Source organism: Arthrobacter sp. E70, assembly GCF_058266945.1.
The window spans coordinates 1-17851 of sequence record NZ_JBYQFR010000025.1 but is presented as its reverse complement, the minus strand read 5'-3'; the positions used below and the strand labels follow the sequence as shown (position 1 = coordinate 17851).

The 17851-nt window shown below is 66.5% G+C and carries 15 protein-coding genes and 3 riboswitches; of the genes, 7 read left to right on the top strand and 8 right to left on the bottom strand.

Features of this window, described 5'->3' with window-relative positions; genetic code table 11:
- Both AC3IMC_RS20085 and AC3IMC_RS20080 read right to left on the bottom strand, forming a co-directional pair.
- Window positions 1–1383: a CoA transferase gene (locus AC3IMC_RS20085; protein ID WP_490920666.1), complete on the bottom strand. Its 1383-nt coding sequence runs from the start codon at window positions 1381–1383 to the stop codon at window positions 1–3.
- 6 nt (window positions 1384–1389) lie between these two features.
- Window positions 1390–2289, bottom strand: coding sequence for a glycerophosphodiester phosphodiesterase (locus AC3IMC_RS20080; RefSeq protein WP_490920665.1), 900 nt, complete (start codon window positions 2287–2289; stop codon window positions 1390–1392).
- A gap of 49 nt (window positions 2290–2338) precedes the next feature.
- Between AC3IMC_RS20080 and AC3IMC_RS20075 the strand changes: the two genes are divergently transcribed.
- Together AC3IMC_RS20075 and AC3IMC_RS20070 are read left to right on the top strand one after the other, a co-directional pair.
- Window positions 2339–3700, top strand: a complete 1362-nt coding sequence (locus AC3IMC_RS20075) for a DUF445 domain-containing protein (RefSeq protein ID WP_490920664.1) — start codon at window positions 2339–2341, stop codon at window positions 3698–3700.
- A 249-nt stretch (window positions 3701–3949) separates the two neighbouring features.
- Window positions 3950–5563, top strand: coding sequence for an HNH endonuclease signature motif containing protein (locus tag AC3IMC_RS20070; protein ID WP_490920663.1), 1614 nt, complete (start codon window positions 3950–3952; stop codon window positions 5561–5563).
- Window positions 5564–5583: 20 nt separating this feature from the next.
- On the opposite strand, the gene AC3IMC_RS20065 is transcribed toward AC3IMC_RS20070, so the two are convergent.
- The 6 genes from AC3IMC_RS20065 to AC3IMC_RS20040 form a co-directional block, all read right to left on the bottom strand.
- Window positions 5584–6333, bottom strand: coding sequence for a LamB/YcsF family protein (locus AC3IMC_RS20065; protein WP_490920662.1), 750 nt, complete (start codon window positions 6331–6333; stop codon window positions 5584–5586).
- 18 nt (window positions 6334–6351) lie between these two features.
- A complete protein-coding gene (locus AC3IMC_RS20060; RefSeq protein WP_490920661.1) occupies window positions 6352–7134 on the bottom strand; it encodes a hypothetical protein in 783 nt (260 codons plus the stop codon).
- Window positions 7135–7232: 98 nt separating this feature from the next.
- The gene (locus AC3IMC_RS20055; protein WP_490920660.1) at window positions 7233–8096 is read right to left on the bottom strand and encodes a methylenetetrahydrofolate reductase; all 864 of its coding nucleotides are present in this window, start codon (window positions 8094–8096) and stop codon (window positions 7233–7235) included.
- Window positions 8097–8248: 152 nt separating this feature from the next.
- Window positions 8249–8348: riboswitch (glycine riboswitch) on the bottom strand.
- Between the two features lie 86 nt (window positions 8349–8434).
- The gene (purU, locus tag AC3IMC_RS20050; protein ID WP_490920682.1) at window positions 8435–9298 is read right to left on the bottom strand and encodes a formyltetrahydrofolate deformylase; all 864 of its coding nucleotides are present in this window, start codon (window positions 9296–9298) and stop codon (window positions 8435–8437) included.
- Between the two features lie 59 nt (window positions 9299–9357).
- On the bottom strand, window positions 9358–10869 hold the full coding sequence (gene cycA, locus AC3IMC_RS20045; RefSeq protein WP_490920659.1) for a D-serine/D-alanine/glycine transporter: 1512 nt from the start codon (window positions 10867–10869) through the stop codon (window positions 9358–9360).
- 155 nt (window positions 10870–11024) lie between these two features.
- Window positions 11025–11122, bottom strand: a riboswitch (glycine riboswitch).
- An 11-nt stretch (window positions 11123–11133) separates the two neighbouring features.
- Window positions 11134–11265, bottom strand: coding sequence for a hypothetical protein (locus AC3IMC_RS20040; protein WP_490920658.1), 132 nt, complete (start codon window positions 11263–11265; stop codon window positions 11134–11136).
- Between the two features lie 134 nt (window positions 11266–11399).
- Window positions 11400–11499: riboswitch (glycine riboswitch) on the top strand.
- A 158-nt stretch (window positions 11500–11657) separates the two neighbouring features.
- On the opposite strand from AC3IMC_RS20040, the gene gcvP reads away from it, so the two are divergent.
- The 5 genes from gcvP to AC3IMC_RS20015 form a co-directional block, all read left to right on the top strand.
- Entirely contained in the window at window positions 11658–14519 is a 2862-nt protein-coding gene (gene gcvP, locus AC3IMC_RS20035; protein ID WP_490920657.1) for an aminomethyl-transferring glycine dehydrogenase, read from the top strand.
- Between the two features lie 9 nt (window positions 14520–14528).
- Window positions 14529–15641: a glycine cleavage system aminomethyltransferase GcvT gene (gcvT, locus tag AC3IMC_RS20030; protein WP_490920656.1), complete on the top strand. Its 1113-nt coding sequence runs from the start codon at window positions 14529–14531 to the stop codon at window positions 15639–15641.
- Between the two features lie 47 nt (window positions 15642–15688).
- Entirely contained in the window at window positions 15689–16072 is a 384-nt protein-coding gene (gene gcvH / locus AC3IMC_RS20025) for a glycine cleavage system protein GcvH (protein WP_490920655.1), read from the top strand.
- Complete coding sequence (gene glyA / locus AC3IMC_RS20020; protein WP_490920654.1) at window positions 16069–17400, top strand: serine hydroxymethyltransferase; 1332 nt, start codon at window positions 16069–16071, stop codon at window positions 17398–17400. Before gcvH ends, glyA begins: the two co-directional genes overlap by 4 nt.
- Window positions 17401–17715: 315 nt before the next feature.
- Window positions 17716–17851 (top strand): serine dehydratase beta chain (locus tag AC3IMC_RS20015; RefSeq protein WP_490920681.1); only part of this gene is annotated, 136 nt, incomplete at its 3' end.

The window sequence follows — 17851 nt, the reverse complement described above, 5'->3', positions numbered from 1 at the left end:
TCAGGCCCAGGTGAGGTCCGAACTTCCGTAGGGTGGCGGCGGAGCTGTGTAGTCCAGGATCTGCCCGGAGATGAGCAGCGGCGGCGGAACATAGCGGAGCGGCCCATAGGTGCTTTCCATGGAGCGATAGCCCGGCTCCGGCAGTTGCGCCGCGTCCACAGTCTTTGGTGACAGCGAATGCAGGGGCAGGGAATTCAGGGGCAGGGCGAAGAGTTCCTCGGCGGTGCGTGCAAGCGACAGGCGGGCTGCACCTCCCCTTCCCGTTTGCCGGCGTTCTGCCAGCAGGAGAATTGCTGCCGCCGCCACGCCGTACCCGGTGGCGTGGTCCAGTGCCTGGACCGGCAAGGCACCCGGGCGCCAGCCATCGTCGTCATTTTCCCTGCCGTAAAGGTGGGCGATGCCGCTGGCCGCCTGGACGATGCTGTCGAAGCCGCGCAGGCCGCTCCACGGCCCCGCCCTGCCCCAGCTGTCAAGGGTGACCACCACCAGCCGTGGATGCGCGGCCAGCAGATCCCGGGGATTGAGGCCGAATCGGTTCAGGGCGGCGCCGCGGTAGCCGGTGACTACCGCGTCGGCGTCCGCCAGGAGCTGCTGCAGGTGCTGCCGGTTCGAAGGCAGCCCAAGGTCCGCTTCCGCGCTCCGTTTTCCGAATGCCGTGTCCACGAACTGGTCCACGATCTCGGGCAGGGCCGGTGGGTCGACGCGCAGGACGTCGGCCCCCAGCGCCGCCAGCAGCCGCGTGGCGACGGGTCCCGCTATGACCCTTGTCAGGTCCAGCACCCGGAGGCCGGCAAGGGGCAGGCCCGGGCTGCCGCCGGAAACCCCGATGTTGCTCTTGCCCGCGGCTGCAGCTTCGGCGACCGGAAAGTCCTGAAGCCCCCAGCCGGCTGTGCTGCCGCCGTCGCGGGTGATCCACGGGCCGGCGGCGGCGGCCCGGCCCATGTCCGTGGCAATCCACTCGCGGCGGGTCCTGACGGCCGCGGCGATCCCGCCATGGTTCTGGATGGCCGCTTCTGCGTCCAGGGACGTCATGGAACCAAGGGCCGCGTCCACGCCTGCTGCCGTGGCAGCGCCGAGGGCCCGCAGCAGCCGCTGCTCGTGGTGGGGGTAATTCGCGTGGAGCCGGATCCAGCCGTCGGCGGTGCCGCGGAAGCCTGACAGTGGCGCGAAGCCCTGCAGTGCCCGCCCGTCGATCCGCAGGTGTCCAAAGGAATCGAAAGCGGCGGCTACCAAAGAGGGCGTAGTGCTGAACCTGCCCGGCGCGCCGGTATACAGGTCCAGTGCCTCCGCCGCGGCCGCCACCGAACGCATGGCCAGCCCCTCAACGTCCAGCGGCCCCCTCCACCACCGGAGCGGTGAAGGTGCATCTGCGGCGGCACCCACCCCGGCCTACTTTCCCTGCGGTGCGCCCAGCCGGAGTTGGTCCAGGACCCGGGCCGGCACGTTGCTGGTGATCTCCTGGATGCCGAGGTCGCGGCACAGCGCCACGTCCTCCTCGGAGTCCACGGTCCACACCCGGAAGCGGCGGCCGGAATCCAGCCAGCGGCGGACTGTGTGCGGGCGCTCCCGGACGTAATCGATGCCGGGGCCCGCCATCCCCACCACGCCCTCGTCCAGGATCTGCTCACTCTCAAGCTGGGTGGCCTTCATCAGGTTGGTGACCGCTCCCCCGGCGATCGGACCCAGGCCCAGGCCGCCGCGGATCTCGTGGATGGTGAGATCGTCCACCAGCTGGCAGATGTACTGCGGTGGGACGGAGTGCAGCAGGTGCCGGACGGAGTCGGGGCTGAAGCTCATGAAGGTCACGGCCACGTTGTCCACCGTGGAGCTCTGCGGCTCCCAACCTTCGCTGCGGAGCACCTCCAGCACCCGGTCTTCCAGTTTGAGCTGGTAGGGGCTGGGGTGCTTGAGTTCGATCGCAAGCTGCACGGGGCGGCCTGCGCCCCGAAGGATGTCGAGCAGTTCGGGCAGGGTAAGGAACTGTTCGGAGCGCGCTCCGTATTCCTCGGGGATGCGGACGCCCTTCCAGGAGGAAAAGTCCAGCTGGCGCAGCTCATGCAGGGTCCGGTCAGCCACCGGCCCGGTCCCGTCGGAGGTGCGGTCCAGGTTGGCATCATGCAGCAGGACCACGTGCTGGTCCCGGGTCAGGTGGACGTCGCACTCCACCCCGTCCGCGCCGTCCGCCAGGGCCTGCAGATACGCAGCCCGGGTGTGTTCGGCAAAGGCGCCGCTAGCGCCGCGGTGGGCAAAGACCAACGGCCGCTGCGGCACTGACTCGTCAGTTGTCATGGACACACGGTAGCCGACCGGCCCCGGCCTTCGGGACTAGGCTTGGCACATGCAGGTGAACTCTGAGGCAACAACTGAGCCAACTACGCAGGATGCCCACTCCCGGCACGCACCGTCCGCCGGGCCGGGCAGCACGGTGCCGGCCGCCGTCGTACGCCGTCCCCTTGGAGCCGGAGACGCCGAAAAGGCGGCAGCGCTGCGGAAGATGAAGCTCGTGGCGCTGGGCCTGCTGATCGCCATGGCCGTGATTTTTGTCTTTGCCTTTGCCCTGCAGAAGGACTATCCGTGGCTGCAGTACGTGCGCGCGGCCGCGGAAGGAGGCATGGTGGGCGCGTTGGCTGACTGGTTCGCGGTGACCGCGCTCTTCAAGTACCCCATGGGCATCAAGATCCCGCACACGGCCATCATTCCGCGCCGGAAGGACCAGATCGGCGCCTCGCTGGGCGAGTTCGTGGAAACCAACTTCCTCTCCGAGCAGGTGGTGCAGGACAAGCTGGCGAGCGTCAACATAGCCCGCAGGGCAGGCCAATGGCTCGCCGGGCCGGGTGGTGCGGAGCGCGTCGCCAAGGAGGGGGCCGCCGTCATCCGCGGCGCCTTCACCGTGCTGAATGACGACGACGTCCAGGCCGTGATCGAGGGAATGGTCCGCAAGCACCTGCTCACTCCGCCGTGGGGGCCGCCCGTGGGCAGGCTGGCGGAGCGGATCTTCCACGACGGGCACCACCACACCCTCGTGGACCTGCTGGTTGACCGCGCCGCCGACTGGGTGGACGACAACCATGAAACCGTCTCCCGCCTGGTCTCCGACCGCTCCCCCACCTGGGTTCCGCAGTTCGTGGACGGGCTCGTGGGAGACAAGGTCTATATCGAGATCCTCAAGTTCGTCCGCGCCGTCCAGGCCGATCCCAACCACCAGGTGCGCCAGTCGATCGACAAGTACCTCAACGATCTCGCCCGGGACCTGCAGCACGATCCCGCCATGATCGCCCGCGCTGAGGTCATCAAGGCGCAGGTACTGGGTGATCCCGAAGTGCGCGAACTCGCGTCCCGGACCTGGGGTACGGTGAAGAACGCGCTGCTGAGCGCGGTGGACGATCCCCACAGTGAACTCACCATCAAGTTCAAGGCAGCGGTCCGCGACTTCGGCTCGCGGCTGGTTGACGACGCCGAGCTGGCGGGGAAGGTCAACTCCTGGATTGCCGACGCCGCCGGGTACCTCGTTCGGACCTACCGCTCCGACATTGCGGGAGTCATCACGGACACGGTGGCGCGCTGGGATGCCGAGGAAACCTCGCAGAAGATCGAACTCCAGGTGGGCAAGGACCTGCAGTTCATTCGGATCAACGGCACGGTGGTGGGCTCCCTGGCCGGACTCGCGATTTTCACGGTGGCGCAGCTGATTTTTGGGTGAGGGTTCCGTTCCAGGGTTTTCGACGCCGATAGTTTCTGAGGACGCGCAGGTTACTTTTCGCGCCGCATATATAGGGTGCGGGAAGGAGTATAGGGTGCGGGAAGGAGCCTGCGCAGCGGAAATGCTTACGACGGCGGCAGACGATGTGGCCTGTTGAGGCACCTTTGGGCTGAGGTTGCGTGGGCTGAGGTTGCCCTGGGGGTCAGCGCCGCCGTCCTGAATGTCAGTGGGTCGATGGATGATGTGCGTATGGGAATCAGCGGCGGTTCAGTGAGCGGTTCGGGGTCGGGGATGGAGGGTGTTCGTGCCTCTGTTGCTGCCCTTGATGCGCTGTTCCTGGAGCAGACTGCGCTAGGTTCCGGTGACAGTGCCGGCGCTGGTGTGGATGTGTTGCAGCGGCAGTATGAGATCCGGTTGGAGCGGCTGGAACTCGCGTCCCGCCTGGAGGGCCAGCTCGCCGCGGTGAAAGCACTGGATGCCTCGGAGTGCATCCGGATCCAGCAGGCGATGACCCCGCCGGACGCGTCCCTGCCGGAACGCACCTACGCCGAGATGTCCGTGGTGGAGGAGATCGCCGGGGTCCTGACCATCAGCTCCGCCGCCGCGGGCGCGTTCGTCCACCAGTCGCAGCAGGTCTGCTCGCTGCCGCCCGTCATGGAGGCGCTGGCTGACGGGGCGTTGTCGTGGCAGCACGCCAAGGTCATCGTGGAGGAAACCGAAGGCCTGAGCCCTGCCGGGGCGGCGTCTTTTGTGGCGCACTTCTTCGACCCCGGCGCTCCGAACCCGGCCCGCGGCGCCGCCCCCGGGACGCTGGTCCCGTCACGGTTCAGGGCCAAAGCCCGCGCCTGGCGCGAACGCCACCACCCCGAATCTTTGGAGAAGCGGCACGCCAAAGGAGCCGCGGACCGGCGGATGGAGTACCGGCCCGACCGGGACGGGATGGCCCGGATCACGCTCCACCTCCCCGGGGACACCGCCAGCGCGATCTGGAACCGCACCACCGCCATCGCCCGCGGCCTCCAAGGCCCCGACGAACCCCGCACCCTCACCCAGCTCCGCCCAGACATCGCCGCCAGCGTGCTGCTCGGCGCCGGAACCACCAGCTCCGGCGACACGGGCTCCGGCGACACCGGCTTCGGCGATGGCAGTCCCCCGGAACCGGGAACCACGGCCCTCGGCCAGGTCCCCGTCCCGAGGGCCGACGTGCTGGTGATGGTTCCGGTGTTCTCCGCCCTCGGCGTTACCGACGAACCCGCGATCCTCGACGGCCACGGACCGATCCCGGCCTCCATGGCCCGCAAACTTCTCGCCGACGGCGCCGACTCGTTCTACCGTGTCCTCGTCGACCCAAGGGACGGGGCACCGCTGGAGATCGGGCGGAAGAGCTACCGGCTCACGGAGGCGGTCAAACGGTGGATCCGGATGCGCGACGCCAAGTGCACCTTCCCCGGCTGCAGCAACCGGACCCTGGACAACGAGTCCGACCACCTCACCGCCTGGGAACACGGCGGTACCACCGGCGCGTCCAACCTGGGACAACTCTGCCCCAAGCACCACCGCCTCAAACACAGCACCGGCTGGACCCCTACCCCCGCCACCATCAACGAACCACCCGGCTGGACCTCCCCCACCGGCCGCACCTACCCAGCCGAACAACACGATAGAGAACCAACCCACTGGCCTTATTGGACGATGTCCGATTGGATGATGCTCGCCGGCGGCCCAGATGAACATGCCAGCCCCGGGGACGTTCCGCAGTGGGAACCGGACGACGACACACTCATCGACCCCGGCGACTTGTCACCCGACGACCCACTCTGGGCTGAATTCTTCGCAAAGCCATTTGCCCTGTTGACGTGTTAGCTCTGGAACTGCAGCAGGCGCTAGGCGAAGGACTCCAGCTCCACGCCGGCGGCCTCGAGCCCTGCCCGCACGCGTGCTGCCATTTCCACCGCGGCGGGAGTCCCCCCGGAGAGGCGCAGGGAGTCCGGGCGGACCTGCACCACTGTTCCGTCCACGGCCGCCACTTCCCCCTTGGTGGCCAGCCGCACAGCCCGCTCGACTACCGCGTCGGCGTCGAACAACACTGCGCCCTCCTGGGAGCGCGGAACCAGGCTGCCGTCGGCAAGGTAGGCGCGGTCCGGGAACGCTTCGGCAAATACCGGGAGCCCCGCCTCCCTGGCCTGCTTCAACAGCTCCGAGCCAGGGAAGCCCAGAACGGGGAGGCCGGGATCGTAGGCAATGACTGCGGCCACTACGGCGGAGGCCTGCTCGGCGTCGTGCACCAGCCTGTCGTACAGGGCACCATGCGGCTTGACGTAGTCCACGGAGGCGCCCACCGCGTGGGCAACGCCGTCGAGCGCGCCCAGCTGGTACAGCACGTCCCCGAACAACTCGTCGAAGCTCACATCCAGGGCGCGCAGGCCAAAGCCTGCGAGGTCGCGGTAACCCAGGTGCGCGCCGACGGTGACATCCAGTTCGTACGCTGCCCGGCAGCTGTCCAGCATGGTGACGGGATCGCCCGCGTGGAAGCCGCACGCCACGTTGGCACTGGTCGCCAACTGGAACATCGCGGCGTCGCCGCCCATGGTCCACGAACCGAATGCTTGGCCAAGGTCAGCGTTGAGATCCACGTGTAATGCCTTCCAGCGTCAGGGTGTCAGCGCCTGGTGATCAGGCGCCGCGGCCGCCGTCAGCTCGCCGGGAATGGTGTCCGGCATGGGCCCGAACGCCTCCCGGGCGTTTGCTGCCACCGCACGGCCCATCACGAGGTTACCCGCTCCACCCACCACCGCGCCGATGCCGAACGGAAGGGCCCTGCCGAACAGCGCAGTCCCTTGCCGCTTGAGCAGGTTCTTCAGGAAGGCGTGCTGGATCCTCTTTCGGACACTGCCGAAGCCGGGAAGCGATGACCTGGACAGGACGTTCCCCCAGACGTCCGTGGGCCTGGCTCCACCCGCTGCCTGGCCGCTGAGCGTCCCCAGCAGGGCGGTCCCTTCCTCCCCAAGCATGATGGCCATGACCATAGTGCCGGCCTTCTCGGGGTCGGTGAGGCGGATGCCGTGCAGTTCGGCCAGCGAGGTGGCGTAGAGGGCCGTTGCTTCCAGGAAGCCAACAGTTGCGGCCGCGGAAAGTCCCAGCGATGCGATGGTTCCCACACCGGGGACGACGCCGGTAGCACCCACCAGTGCGCCGCCGCCGGTGACCGCGCGCAGGTAGTCGCGCTCGGCGATGTCGGCTAGTTGCGCGGCGGTGGCACGGGGATGCTTCTTTTGCAGCCGCCGGATGTACGCAACCACGAGGGGCCGCTGGATCTGCACCGCCTTCATGAGCATGTTGTGGACACCGGGCTTGGGCTTGCCTTCGGCATCGAACATTGCGTTGTGGGCGGTTTCCTGTGCGATTCGTACTGCGGGATTGCTGCGCCTGGCCATGGTCACCTTCATTCAAATCGACCTGCAGCGGGTGAGCTGCCGTGCTTTTCCATCCTATGTGGAGAAACACTAAGCATGCTGAACTTTCCCGCTTCCCCTCACAAGCTGCCCCCGTCGCTGGCCTTCCAGCTGGCGATACCGGCCAGGTTGTTGAAGGTATAAAGGTGGATTCCTTCCACCGCTCCTACGCGCTGGAGTTCCGCAACGAGGGACACGGGCGAATAGTGGCCGCCCTGGAGCAGGCGGCGGCCAAGGGGACCCTTGCGGTCCAGCAGTTTGAGGGAGGGGCCCACACCGATCTTGGTTGCAAGGGAAATTAACTGGCCCCGGGGGACGGCCCCGGATACTCCTGCCCAGACGGGCAGCCCCACCCCTTCCCGGCGGAGCATTTCGGCATACCACTGGATGCGGGCGGCCGAAAAGCACAGTTGCGTCACCACCGAGGACGCCAGATGCTGCTTTTCCAGCAGGGCATCAAGCATGTGCAGTTCGCTGTGACCCGGGTTCCCTTCGGGGTAACCCGCCACACCGGCCCGGATCCGTCCGCCGGACACCTCCGCGAGGTCCTCCAGCAATGAGAGGGTGCTGTCATAGCTGCCGGCGGGCACCCCTGCGTCACCACCGACGGCGAGCACCTCCGTGATGCCTGCGTCCTGGCAGTTCCGCACCACGCCGGCCAGTTGCTCGCGGCTTTCGATGCTTCGTGCGGCCAGGTGCGGTACAACCTCGAAGCCAAGGTAGGCAAGTTCGATAGCAGTCCGGATGGTGGCCCCGACACCTTGGCGGGGCAGGCAGGTCACCGCCAGCTTTGTCCCAACGGGCACGGCGGCCTGGATGCGGGCCGCAACACCCTCCGCGGGAATGATCTGCATCCGGACAGGCAGCACCGTCCCGGAATTGTCGACCTGCCCTTCCGCGGGAAGTGGTGCAGCGGCGGGTGGCATGAGGGATTGAATCGTCATGAGGAACTCCAGGTTCGGCCGGCCACGGGGGCACGGCATGGATCGGGTCCCTCCCCGCTCTGTATTGGACCTGAGAGATTCCGCATGCCCAGCCAGGGCCCGCTTGCACCGTCGGTGAGTGCTGCCAGAGCAGCACTGCTTTCCAGAGTCGCCTCGCCGTGACGGTACATGGGCCTGAGAGATTCCTGGGGAGGATTTGCTCCTACGGCGCCTGCCCGGTGATGGCCGGGAGGACTCTCCCGCCACAGCTCGAAAGGCTGTATTCATGTGTGTTGGTGCGGCCGGTGCCTGCCCCTCCGGATGGGGAGCAGGCACCAGCCACGTCGGTGAACCCGCAGTTAGCGGAGGATGACCGTCCGGTTGCCGGAGAGGACTATTCGTCCTTCAGCATGCCAGCGGACGGCATTCGTGAGGGCCTTGCACTCGGCATCGCGGCCAACGGTGACCAGGTCCGAGGCGGAGTACGTGTGGTCCACCTCGATGACCTGCTGCGAAATGATGGGCCCCTCATCGAGCTCCGAGTTCACGTAGTGGGCTGTGGCTCCCACCGTTTTGACGCCGCGCTCGTAGGCCTGGTGGTAGGGCTTGGCACCCTTGAAACTGGGCAGGAACGAGTGGTGGATGTTGATGGCCCGGCCGTCCAGCTTGCGGGTCAGGCCGTCGCTGAGCACCTGCATGTAGCGGGCAAGCACCACCAGCTCCACGGAGTAATGGTCCACCAGGCCCAGCAAGCGCTCCTCCGCATCCGTCTTGGTGTCCGGAGCCACGGGAATGTGGTGGAAAGGAACACCGTGCCACGCCGCAAGCGGTTCCAGGTCCGGGTGGTTGGACACCACGGCGGCGATCTCCACGGGCAATTCCCCGCTGCGGGCGCGGAACAGGAGGTCGTTCAGGCAATGCTCGTACTTGGAGACCATCACCAGGATGGGCTGCCTGCGTCCGTGGCGTTCCAGGCGCCAGTCCATCTGCCATTCCTGGGCCACCTGCCCGAAACCGGCGCGGAGGCGGGCAAGGTCGATGTCAACCTCGGAGGTGACGTGGACGCGCATGAAGAACCGGCCGCTTGCCCTGTCGCCGAACTGCTTGATGTCCACGATGTAGCATTCCTGATCCAGCAGGAATGCCGACACCGCCTGGACAATACCCAGGGCATCCGGGCAGTGGAACGTCAGCACGAATTCCCTGCCCGTCTCCGGGGGCACGGCCTGGAGCCGGTCTGCCGCGGGGGTTCGGGCCTCGGCGGTGCGGGCGTCGGTGCCGATCACCGCTTGACCTGTTCTTCGGCGGCTTCATCGGCGGCACCCCGCCGGACAGCCATGCCGGATGCTGCCTCAGCGAAGTCCTGGTCTGCCTGCAGTTCAGCTTGGAAGGTGGCAAAACGGGCCTGGTGCGCGGGCCGGCGCCGGAGGACGAACCATGCGGCGCCCAGCATGATGAACCACACCGGGGTGACCAGAAGGGCCACCAGGGTGTCCGGCTGGGTGGTGAGGGCCCAGATCACGAAGGCGAAGAAGGCGAAGACCACCCAAACCATGGCAACGCCGCCGGGCATTTTAAACTTCGATGCCTCATGCAGGTGCGGCCGCCGGCGGCGGAAGGCAATGTAGCTGGCCAGGATGATGGACCAGACGAAGACAAAGCAGACGGCGGAGACGGTGGTCACCATGTCGAACGCCTTGCCCACGTCCTGGCCCGCGTACATGAGGACGACGCCGGACAGCAGCAGCACGCAGGAAAGGAACAGTGCGTTCTGGGGTACCTTCCGCCGGGACAGTTTGCCAAAGACGTCCGGCGCGTCGCCTTCCTGGGCAAGCCCGAAGACCATGCGGGAGGTGGAGTAAATGCCGGAGTTGGCGGAGGACATCGCGGAGCTCAGCACCACGAGGTTGACCACGGTGGCTGCGGCGCCCAGCCCCGCCAGGGAGAACATGGCGATAAAGGGGCTGTGGCCGGCTTTGAACTCGGTCCAGGGGGTGACGGCCATCAGGATGATGAGGGCACCTACGTAGAAGAGGAGCACCCGGATGGGAATGGAGTTGATGGCCTTGGGCAGGTTCCGCTCCGGGTTCTTGGCCTCGGCAGCGGTGGTACCCACCAGTTCGATGCCCACGAAGGCGAAGACGGCGATCTGGAAGCCGGCCACGAAGCCCATGAATTCGTTGGGGAAGAACCCGCCATGGCTCCACAGGTTGGTGAACGTGGCAGGGCCGGCGTCGGACTGGAAACCGGTGAGAATCATGAACAGGCCAACGATGATCAGCGCGGCAATGGCGATGATCTTGATCAGGGCGAACCAGAACTCGGTCTCGCCGAACGCCTTGACCGTGACGAGGTTCAGGAGCAGGAGGATGGCCACGGTGGCCAGCCCGGGAATCCACTGGGGAACCCCGGGCCACAGTTCACGGGAGTAGCCCGCGATGGCGATCACATCGGCGATGCCGGTGATGACCCAGCAGAACCAGTAGGTCCAGCCCGTAAAGAAGCCGGCCCACGGACCCAGCAGGTCAGCGGCGAAGTCACTGAACGACTTGTAGTTGAGGTTGCTGAGCAGCAGTTCACCCATGGCACGCATGACGAAGAACAGCATGAAGCCGATGATCATGTACACGAAGATCACTGAGGGGCCGGCCGCCGAGATGGTCTTGCCGGAGCCCATGAACAGGCCGGTGCCAATGGCGCCGCCGATGGCGATCAGTTGGATGTGGCGGTTGCTGAGCTGCCGCTCCAGGTGCGGGGCTCCGCCGCCGGGGGACGTCGGGGAGTGGGTCGTCATTGAGGAACTCCATCGTTCGAGCGGCACCCGGGGTGTCGCAAAGATTGGATTTCCTCCCCGCTCTGTATGGGACCTGAGAGATTCCGCAGACCCAGGCAGGGCCTGCTTGCACCGTCGGTGAGCCAGGACAGGGCCCGGCTACTTTCCAGAGTCGCCTCACCGCGGCGGTACGTGGGCCTGAGAGTTTCCTGGGGAGGGTTTGCTCCTACGGCGCCTGCTGAACGTACCGGCAGGGCTCTCCCGCCGCAGGTCGAAGGCTCATTTTCAGTTGGACGCCACCACCTCCGAGCTGCGGAGGTTGGGCGATGGGACCGGCGCCGGAACGGGGCTGCTCCGGTTACGCTGAGCCAGCCAGGCCTCGGCGCCAATCCCGGGGATCAGTGTGGTGCCCGTCACGATCGGATGTCAACCCGGGATGTCTTTTCGCGGCAACGGAGCGTCAAGGCCCAGCAGCGTGACGCCGCAATTTGTTTTTGCTTCAACAAACCTGTACCGTGTGAGCCGAATCACCCACATTTGAATAAGCCTTTCGAGCTGTGACGGGAGAGCCCTCCCGGCATCCACCGGACAGGCGCCGTAGGAGCAAATCCTCCCCAGGAATCTCTCAGGCCCATGTACCGTCACGGCGAGGCGACTCTGGAAAGCAGTGCTGCTCTGGCAGCACTCACCGACGGTGCAAGCGGAGCCCTGCCAAGAGCAGGCAACGCGGAATCTCTCAGGTCCAATACAGAGCGGGGAGGAACCCACCGCATGCCGTGCCACTTGGCCGGCCAGACCTGGAGTTCCTCATGACGATTCAATCCGCATCAACATCATTCGTTGACCGCCATATCGGCGCGCGCCGGCAGGCCGACGTCGACACCATGCTGAAAGCCGTCGGCTACGACAGCGTGGATGGCCTCGTTGACGTGGCCGTCCCGGCCTCCATCCGGCAGGAAACTGCCCTGAAGCTCGCCGATGCCCTCAGCGAAGTGGAGGTCCTGGCTGAACTGCGCCGCCTCGCCGCCAAGAACAAGACCGCCGTCCAGATGATCGGCCAGGGCTACTACGACACCATCACCCCGGCCGTCATCCGCCGGAACGTCCTTGAGGCGCCGGCCTGGTACACCGCCTACACGCCCTACCAGCCGGAGATCTCCCAGGGCCGGCTCGAGGCGCTGCTGAACTTCCAGACCATGGTCCAGGACCTGGTGGGCCTGCCGATCGCCAACGCGTCCCTGCTGGACGAGGCCACCGCCGTCGCTGAAGCAGTCCTCATGATGCGCAGGGCCAACAAGAACAAGGCTGCCCGCGACGGCAAGACCGTCCTGGACGCCGACGTCCTGCCGCAGACCATCGCCATCGTCAAGGGCCGCGCTGAGGCGCTCGGCTTCGAGGTGGAGGTTGCCGACCTGTCCAAGGGCCTGCCCGAAGGCGACATCAACGGCATTGTGCTCCAGCAGCCCGGCGTCTCCGGCCGCGTCTTCAACCACGCAGGCGTCATTGCCGAAGCAAAGGAGCGCGGCGCGCTGGTGACGGTGGCCGCCGACCTTCTGGCGCTGACCCTGATCACCCCTCCGGGCGAGCAGGGCGCCGACATCGCCGTCGGCTCCACCCAGCGGTTCGGTGTCCCGCTGTTCTTCGGCGGCCCGCACGCCGCCTACATGGCAGTGGCCAAGGGCCTGGAGCGTTCCATGCCCGGCCGCCTGGTGGGAGTCTCCAAGGACGACGCCGGGGTTCCCGCGTACCGACTGGCGCTGCAGACCCGCGAGCAGCACATCCGCCGCGAAAAGGCCACCTCCAACATCTGCACGGCGCAGGCGCTGCTGGCCATCGTCTCCTCTTTCTACGCCGTCTACCACGGACCCGACGGGCTGAAGGCCATCGCCGAACGTGTCCACAACAACGCCCGCGCCCTTGCCACCACGCTCAAGATCGCCGGCCGGAAACTGGCCACCGAGGCGTTCTTCGACACGGTCACGGTCTCCGTCCCCGGCAAGGCCGCCAAGGTCATCACCGCTGCAGAAGCACGGGGCATCAACCTGCGCTACATTGACGCCGACACCATCGGGGTCTCCGTTGATGAAACCACGACGCCGGAAATCCTCTCCGCCGTCGCCGTCGCCTTCGGCGCCGGCCCCGTGGTGGACGCTGCGGGCTTCGACCTGCCGTCCGAGGTGCTCCGCACTTCTGAGTTCATGCAGCACCCGGTCTTCAACACCCACCGCTCCGAAACCCAGCTCCTGCGCTACATCCGCAGGCTCTCGGACCGGGACCTGGCGCTGGACCGCACCATGATCCCGCTGGGCTCGTGCACCATGAAGCTGAACGCCACCGCCGAAATGGAAGCCATCTCCTGGCCGGAGTTCGCCTCAATCCACCCCTTCGCCCCGGAGTCCCAGACCAAGGGCTGGCGCGAACTGATCAGTGGCTTGGAAGCCGACCTGGCGGAAATCACCGGCTACGACCAGGTGTCGCTGCAGCCCAACGCCGGATCCCAGGGCGAGCTAGCCGGCCTGTTGGCCATCCGCGGCTACCACCGCGCCAACGGTGATGCCCAGCGCAACGTCTGCCTGATCCCCGCGTCGGCCCACGGCACCAACGCTGCCTCCGCTGTTCTGGCGGGCATGAAGGTCGTCGTGGTTGCCACCGCCGCGGACGGCACGATCGACCACGAGGACCTTTACGCGAAGATCGAGGCGAACAAGGACGTCCTCTCGGCGATCATGATCACCTACCCGTCCACCCACGGCGTCTATGACGCGGATGTGACTGAGATCTGTGAGGCTGTCCACGCGGCGGGCGGCCAGGTCTACGTTGACGGTGCCAATCTGAACGCGTTGGTGGGCCTGGCCCAGCCGGGCAAGTTCGGCGGCGACGTGTCCCACCTGAACCTGCACAAGACCTTCTGCATCCCGCACGGCGGCGGCGGACCCGGCGTCGGACCGGTCGCAGCCAAAGCCCACCTGGCGCCGTTCATGCCCGGCGACGCCAACAAGGCTTCCTCAGAGGGAACAGTGGAAGGCCACGGCGTGGCCATCAGCGCCTCGAACTTCGGTTCCGCCGGCGTCCTGCCCATCTCCTGGGCGTACGTGAAGCTCATGGGTGGCGAAGGCCTGACCGAAGCCACCAAGGCAGCGCTGCTGGCCGCCAACTACGTCGCGTCCAGGTTGAACGACTACTTCCCGGTCCTCTACACCGGTGAGGGCGGGCTCGTGGCGCACGAGTGCATCCTGGACCTGCGCGACCTCACCGCCAAGACCGGCGTCACCGCGGAGGACGTGGCCAAGCGCCTCATCGACTTCGGCTTCCACGCCCCTACCCTCGCGTTTCCTGTTGCGGGAACCCTGATGGTGGAGCCCACCGAGTCCGAGGACCTGGCCGAGATTGACCGCTTCATCGAGGCCATGATCACCATCCGCAAGGAAATCGACCAGGTGGCCAACGGCGACTTCACTGTCCAGGAATCCCCGCTGCGCAACGCACCCCACTCCGCGGCCGCCGTCGTGAACTCCGAATGGACCCGCCAGTACAGCCGTGAGCAGGCCGTCTTCCCCGTCCACCACCTCAAGCAGGACAAGTACTTCCCGCCTGTGGGCCGGATCGACGGCGCCGGTGGAGACCGGAACCTGATCTGCTCCTGCCCGCCGCTGTCCGAGTTCGAAAACTAAGGATCCCCCATGACTGAGAACTACACGGCTCTCTACGAAGAGCACAAGAAGCTTGGCGCCTCCTTCACCGACTTCGGTGGCTGGCAGATGCCGCTGAAGTACAGCTCCGAACTGGCCGAACACCACGCCGTCCGGAACGCCGCCGGCCTGTTCGACCTCTCCCACATGGGTGAAGTCTGGGTGACCGGCCCCGAGGCCGGTGCCTTCCTGGACTACGCCCTGGTGGGCAAGTTGTCCGCAATCGCGGACGGCAAGGCCAAGTACTCGCTGATCTGCTCTGAGGACGGCGGCATCATTGACGACCTCATCACGTACCGTTTCGGCGATGAGAAGTACCTGGTGGTTCCCAACGCGGGCAACGCACCCACTGTGGCCGCCGCCCTGGCAAAACGTGCTGCGAACTTCGATGTGACAGTGGAGGACGCTTCGGCCGCAACTTCGCTCGTGGCAGTCCAGGGACCCAAGGCCGAGGCCATCCTGCTCAAGCTCACGGATGAGTCCCAGCATGCCCTCGTCACCGGCCTGAAGTACTACGCGTTCAACGAGGTCACCGTGGCCGGCCACGATGTCATCCTTGCCCGCACCGGCTACACCGGTGAAGACGGCTTTGAGCTCTTCCTGCCGAATGAAGGCGCCGCTTCCCTGTGGGAGTCCGTGGCCCAGGCCGGGGAAGAGTTCGGCATTGTCCCCTGCGGCCTCGCATCCCGCGATTCGCTCCGCCTTGAAGCGGGCATGCCGCTGTACGGGAACGAGCTCTCGCTGGAGCGTTCACCCTTCGATGCCGGCCTGGGCCCTGTGGTGGCGCTCAAATCCAAGGAAGGCGACTTCGTGGGCCGGGCGGCACTGGAGGCAGCGAAGGAAGCCGGCCCCAAGCGCAAACTGGTGGGCCTGAAAGGCCATGGCCGCCGCGCCGGCCGTGGCGGCTACCCCGTCCTCAAAGACGGAAACGTGGTGGGCGAGGTAACCTCGGGCCAGCCCAGCCCCACCCTGGGCTACCCGGTGGCACTGGCCTACGTCGACGTCGAACACGCTGAGCTGGGCACCGCCCTGGACGTGGACCTGCGCGGCAAAGCCGAGCCCTTCGAAGTCGTCGCACTGCCCTTTTACAAGCGCCAAAAATAGACCGGCGCTCCCGCACTCTTGAAACCCCGAACTTAAGGAAAAACACCATGGCCAAAGTTGCCGCTGAACTGAAGTACTCCGCCGAACACGAATGGATCGCCGCTGACGGCGCCGGCCCGTCCGTGGTGGGCGTGTCCGCTGTTGCCGCCGAGGCGCTGGGCGACATTGTGTACGTGGACCTGCCCGAGGTTGGTTCCACGGTGACCGCAGGCGAGACCTGTGGCGAAATTGAGTCCACCAAGTCCGTCTCCGACCTGTACTCCCCCGTGACCGGCGAGGTCACGGAGGTCAATGACGACGTGGTCAGCGACCCTGCCGTGATCAACAACGACCCCTACGGTGCCGGCTGGCTCTTCAAGGTCACCGTCACCGAAGAGGGCCCGCTGCTGTCCGCACAGGAATACGCCGAAGCAAACGGCGGCGAACTGTGAGCGGCGCATCATCTGCCGCGGGCACCGTGGCGTTTGAACAGGTGGTCTCCCCCAGCCTGAACGCGGACCTGTCCGTCCTGGACCCGGAGATCGCGGCAAAGATCGACGACGAACTGGGCCGCCAGCGCGACGGCCTGGAGATGATCGCCTCCGAGAACCACACTGCTGCCGCGGTGATGCAGGCCCAGGGCTCGGTCCTGACCAACAAGTACGCCGAAGGCTATCCGGGCAAGCGCTACTACGGCGGCTGCGAGCACGTGGACGTCATCGAGCAGCTCGCCATCGATCGCGTCAAGGCCCTGTTCGGCGCGGAGTACGCGAACGTTCAGCCGCACTCCGGCGCGCAGGCCAACGCCTCCGTGATGCATGCGCTGATCAAGCCCGGCGACACCATCATGGGCCTGAACCTGGCCCACGGCGGCCACCTGACCCACGGCATGAAGATCAATTTCTCCGGCAAGCTCTACAACGTCATCCCGTACCAGGTCCGCGAGGACACCCACACCATCGACATGGCTGAGGTGGAACGGCTGGCGCAGGAACACAAGCCGCAGCTGATCGTGGCCGGCTGGTCCGCGTACGCACGGCAGCTGGACTTCGCCGAATTCCGCCGGATCGCTGACTCCGTAGGCGCCTACCTGATGGTGGACATGGCCCACTTCGCCGGGCTCGTGGCCGCAGGGCTCCACCCGTCTCCGGTGCCGCACGCCCACGTCACCACTTCCACCACGCACAAGACCCTCGCCGGTCCGCGCGGCGGCATCATCCTGTCCAACGACGCCGACATCGCCAAGAAGATCAACTCCGCCGTGTTCCCCGGCCAGCAGGGCGGGCCGCTGGAGCACGTCATCGCCGGCAAGGCAGTGGCCTTCAAGATCGCCGCGTCCGAGGAGTTCCGTGAGCGGCAGGAGCGCGTCCTGGCGGGCGCCCGGATCCTGGCCGAACGCCTGGTCCAGCCCGACGTCACCGCCAAGGGCATCAGCGTGGTGTCCGGCGGCACCGACGTGCACCTGGTCCTCGTTGACCTGCGCAACTGCGAACTCGACGGCCAGCAGGCCGAGGACCGGCTCGCCGCGATCGACATCACCGTCAACCGCAACGCCGTCCCGTTCGACCCCCGTCCGCCCATGGTCACCTCCGGCCTGCGCATCGGCACGCCTGCCCTGGCCACGCGCGGCTTCGGTGAGGACGCCTTCCGCGAGGTGGCGGACATCATCGCCGAAGCATTGACGGCCGACGCCGGCACGGACCTTTCGGGGCTGCGCCACCGCGTCGATGCTTTGGCCAAAGCGCACCCGCTCTACCCGTCAATCACCAACCTCGCCTAAGTGCTTCACCCTGGTTGCGTCCGCGTCGGCGGACCGGACATTTTCACGCGTGCATGGGCCCACGCCGTCAGGGTTCCCTGGCCGAGCTTGCGAGGTTAGGGAGACGGTGGGGAGCAGGCTTTCGAAAAGTCCGGCTCCGCCGGCCCCTCATGCGCACGTCGCCTCGGTGACGTGCCCGCGGAGTGGGTGGGGCATCCGGCAGCGTGCGTCTAAGGGAGCGTCACGTCCGCTCAGCGGGCGTCTTCGCGACCGAGCACGCAGAGGATGTCCTGCCCGCTCCATCCCAACCACCTGTTTTAGTTAGGAAACCTCGTCATGGCTGTTGGCGTCTTTGATCTCTTTTCGATCGGGATCGGTCCTTCGAGTTCGCATACTGTGGGGCCGATGCGGGCTGCTGCTGTTTTCGCTGAAGAGCTGAAGGGCTCCGGCAGGCTCGTGGAGGTGGCGTCGC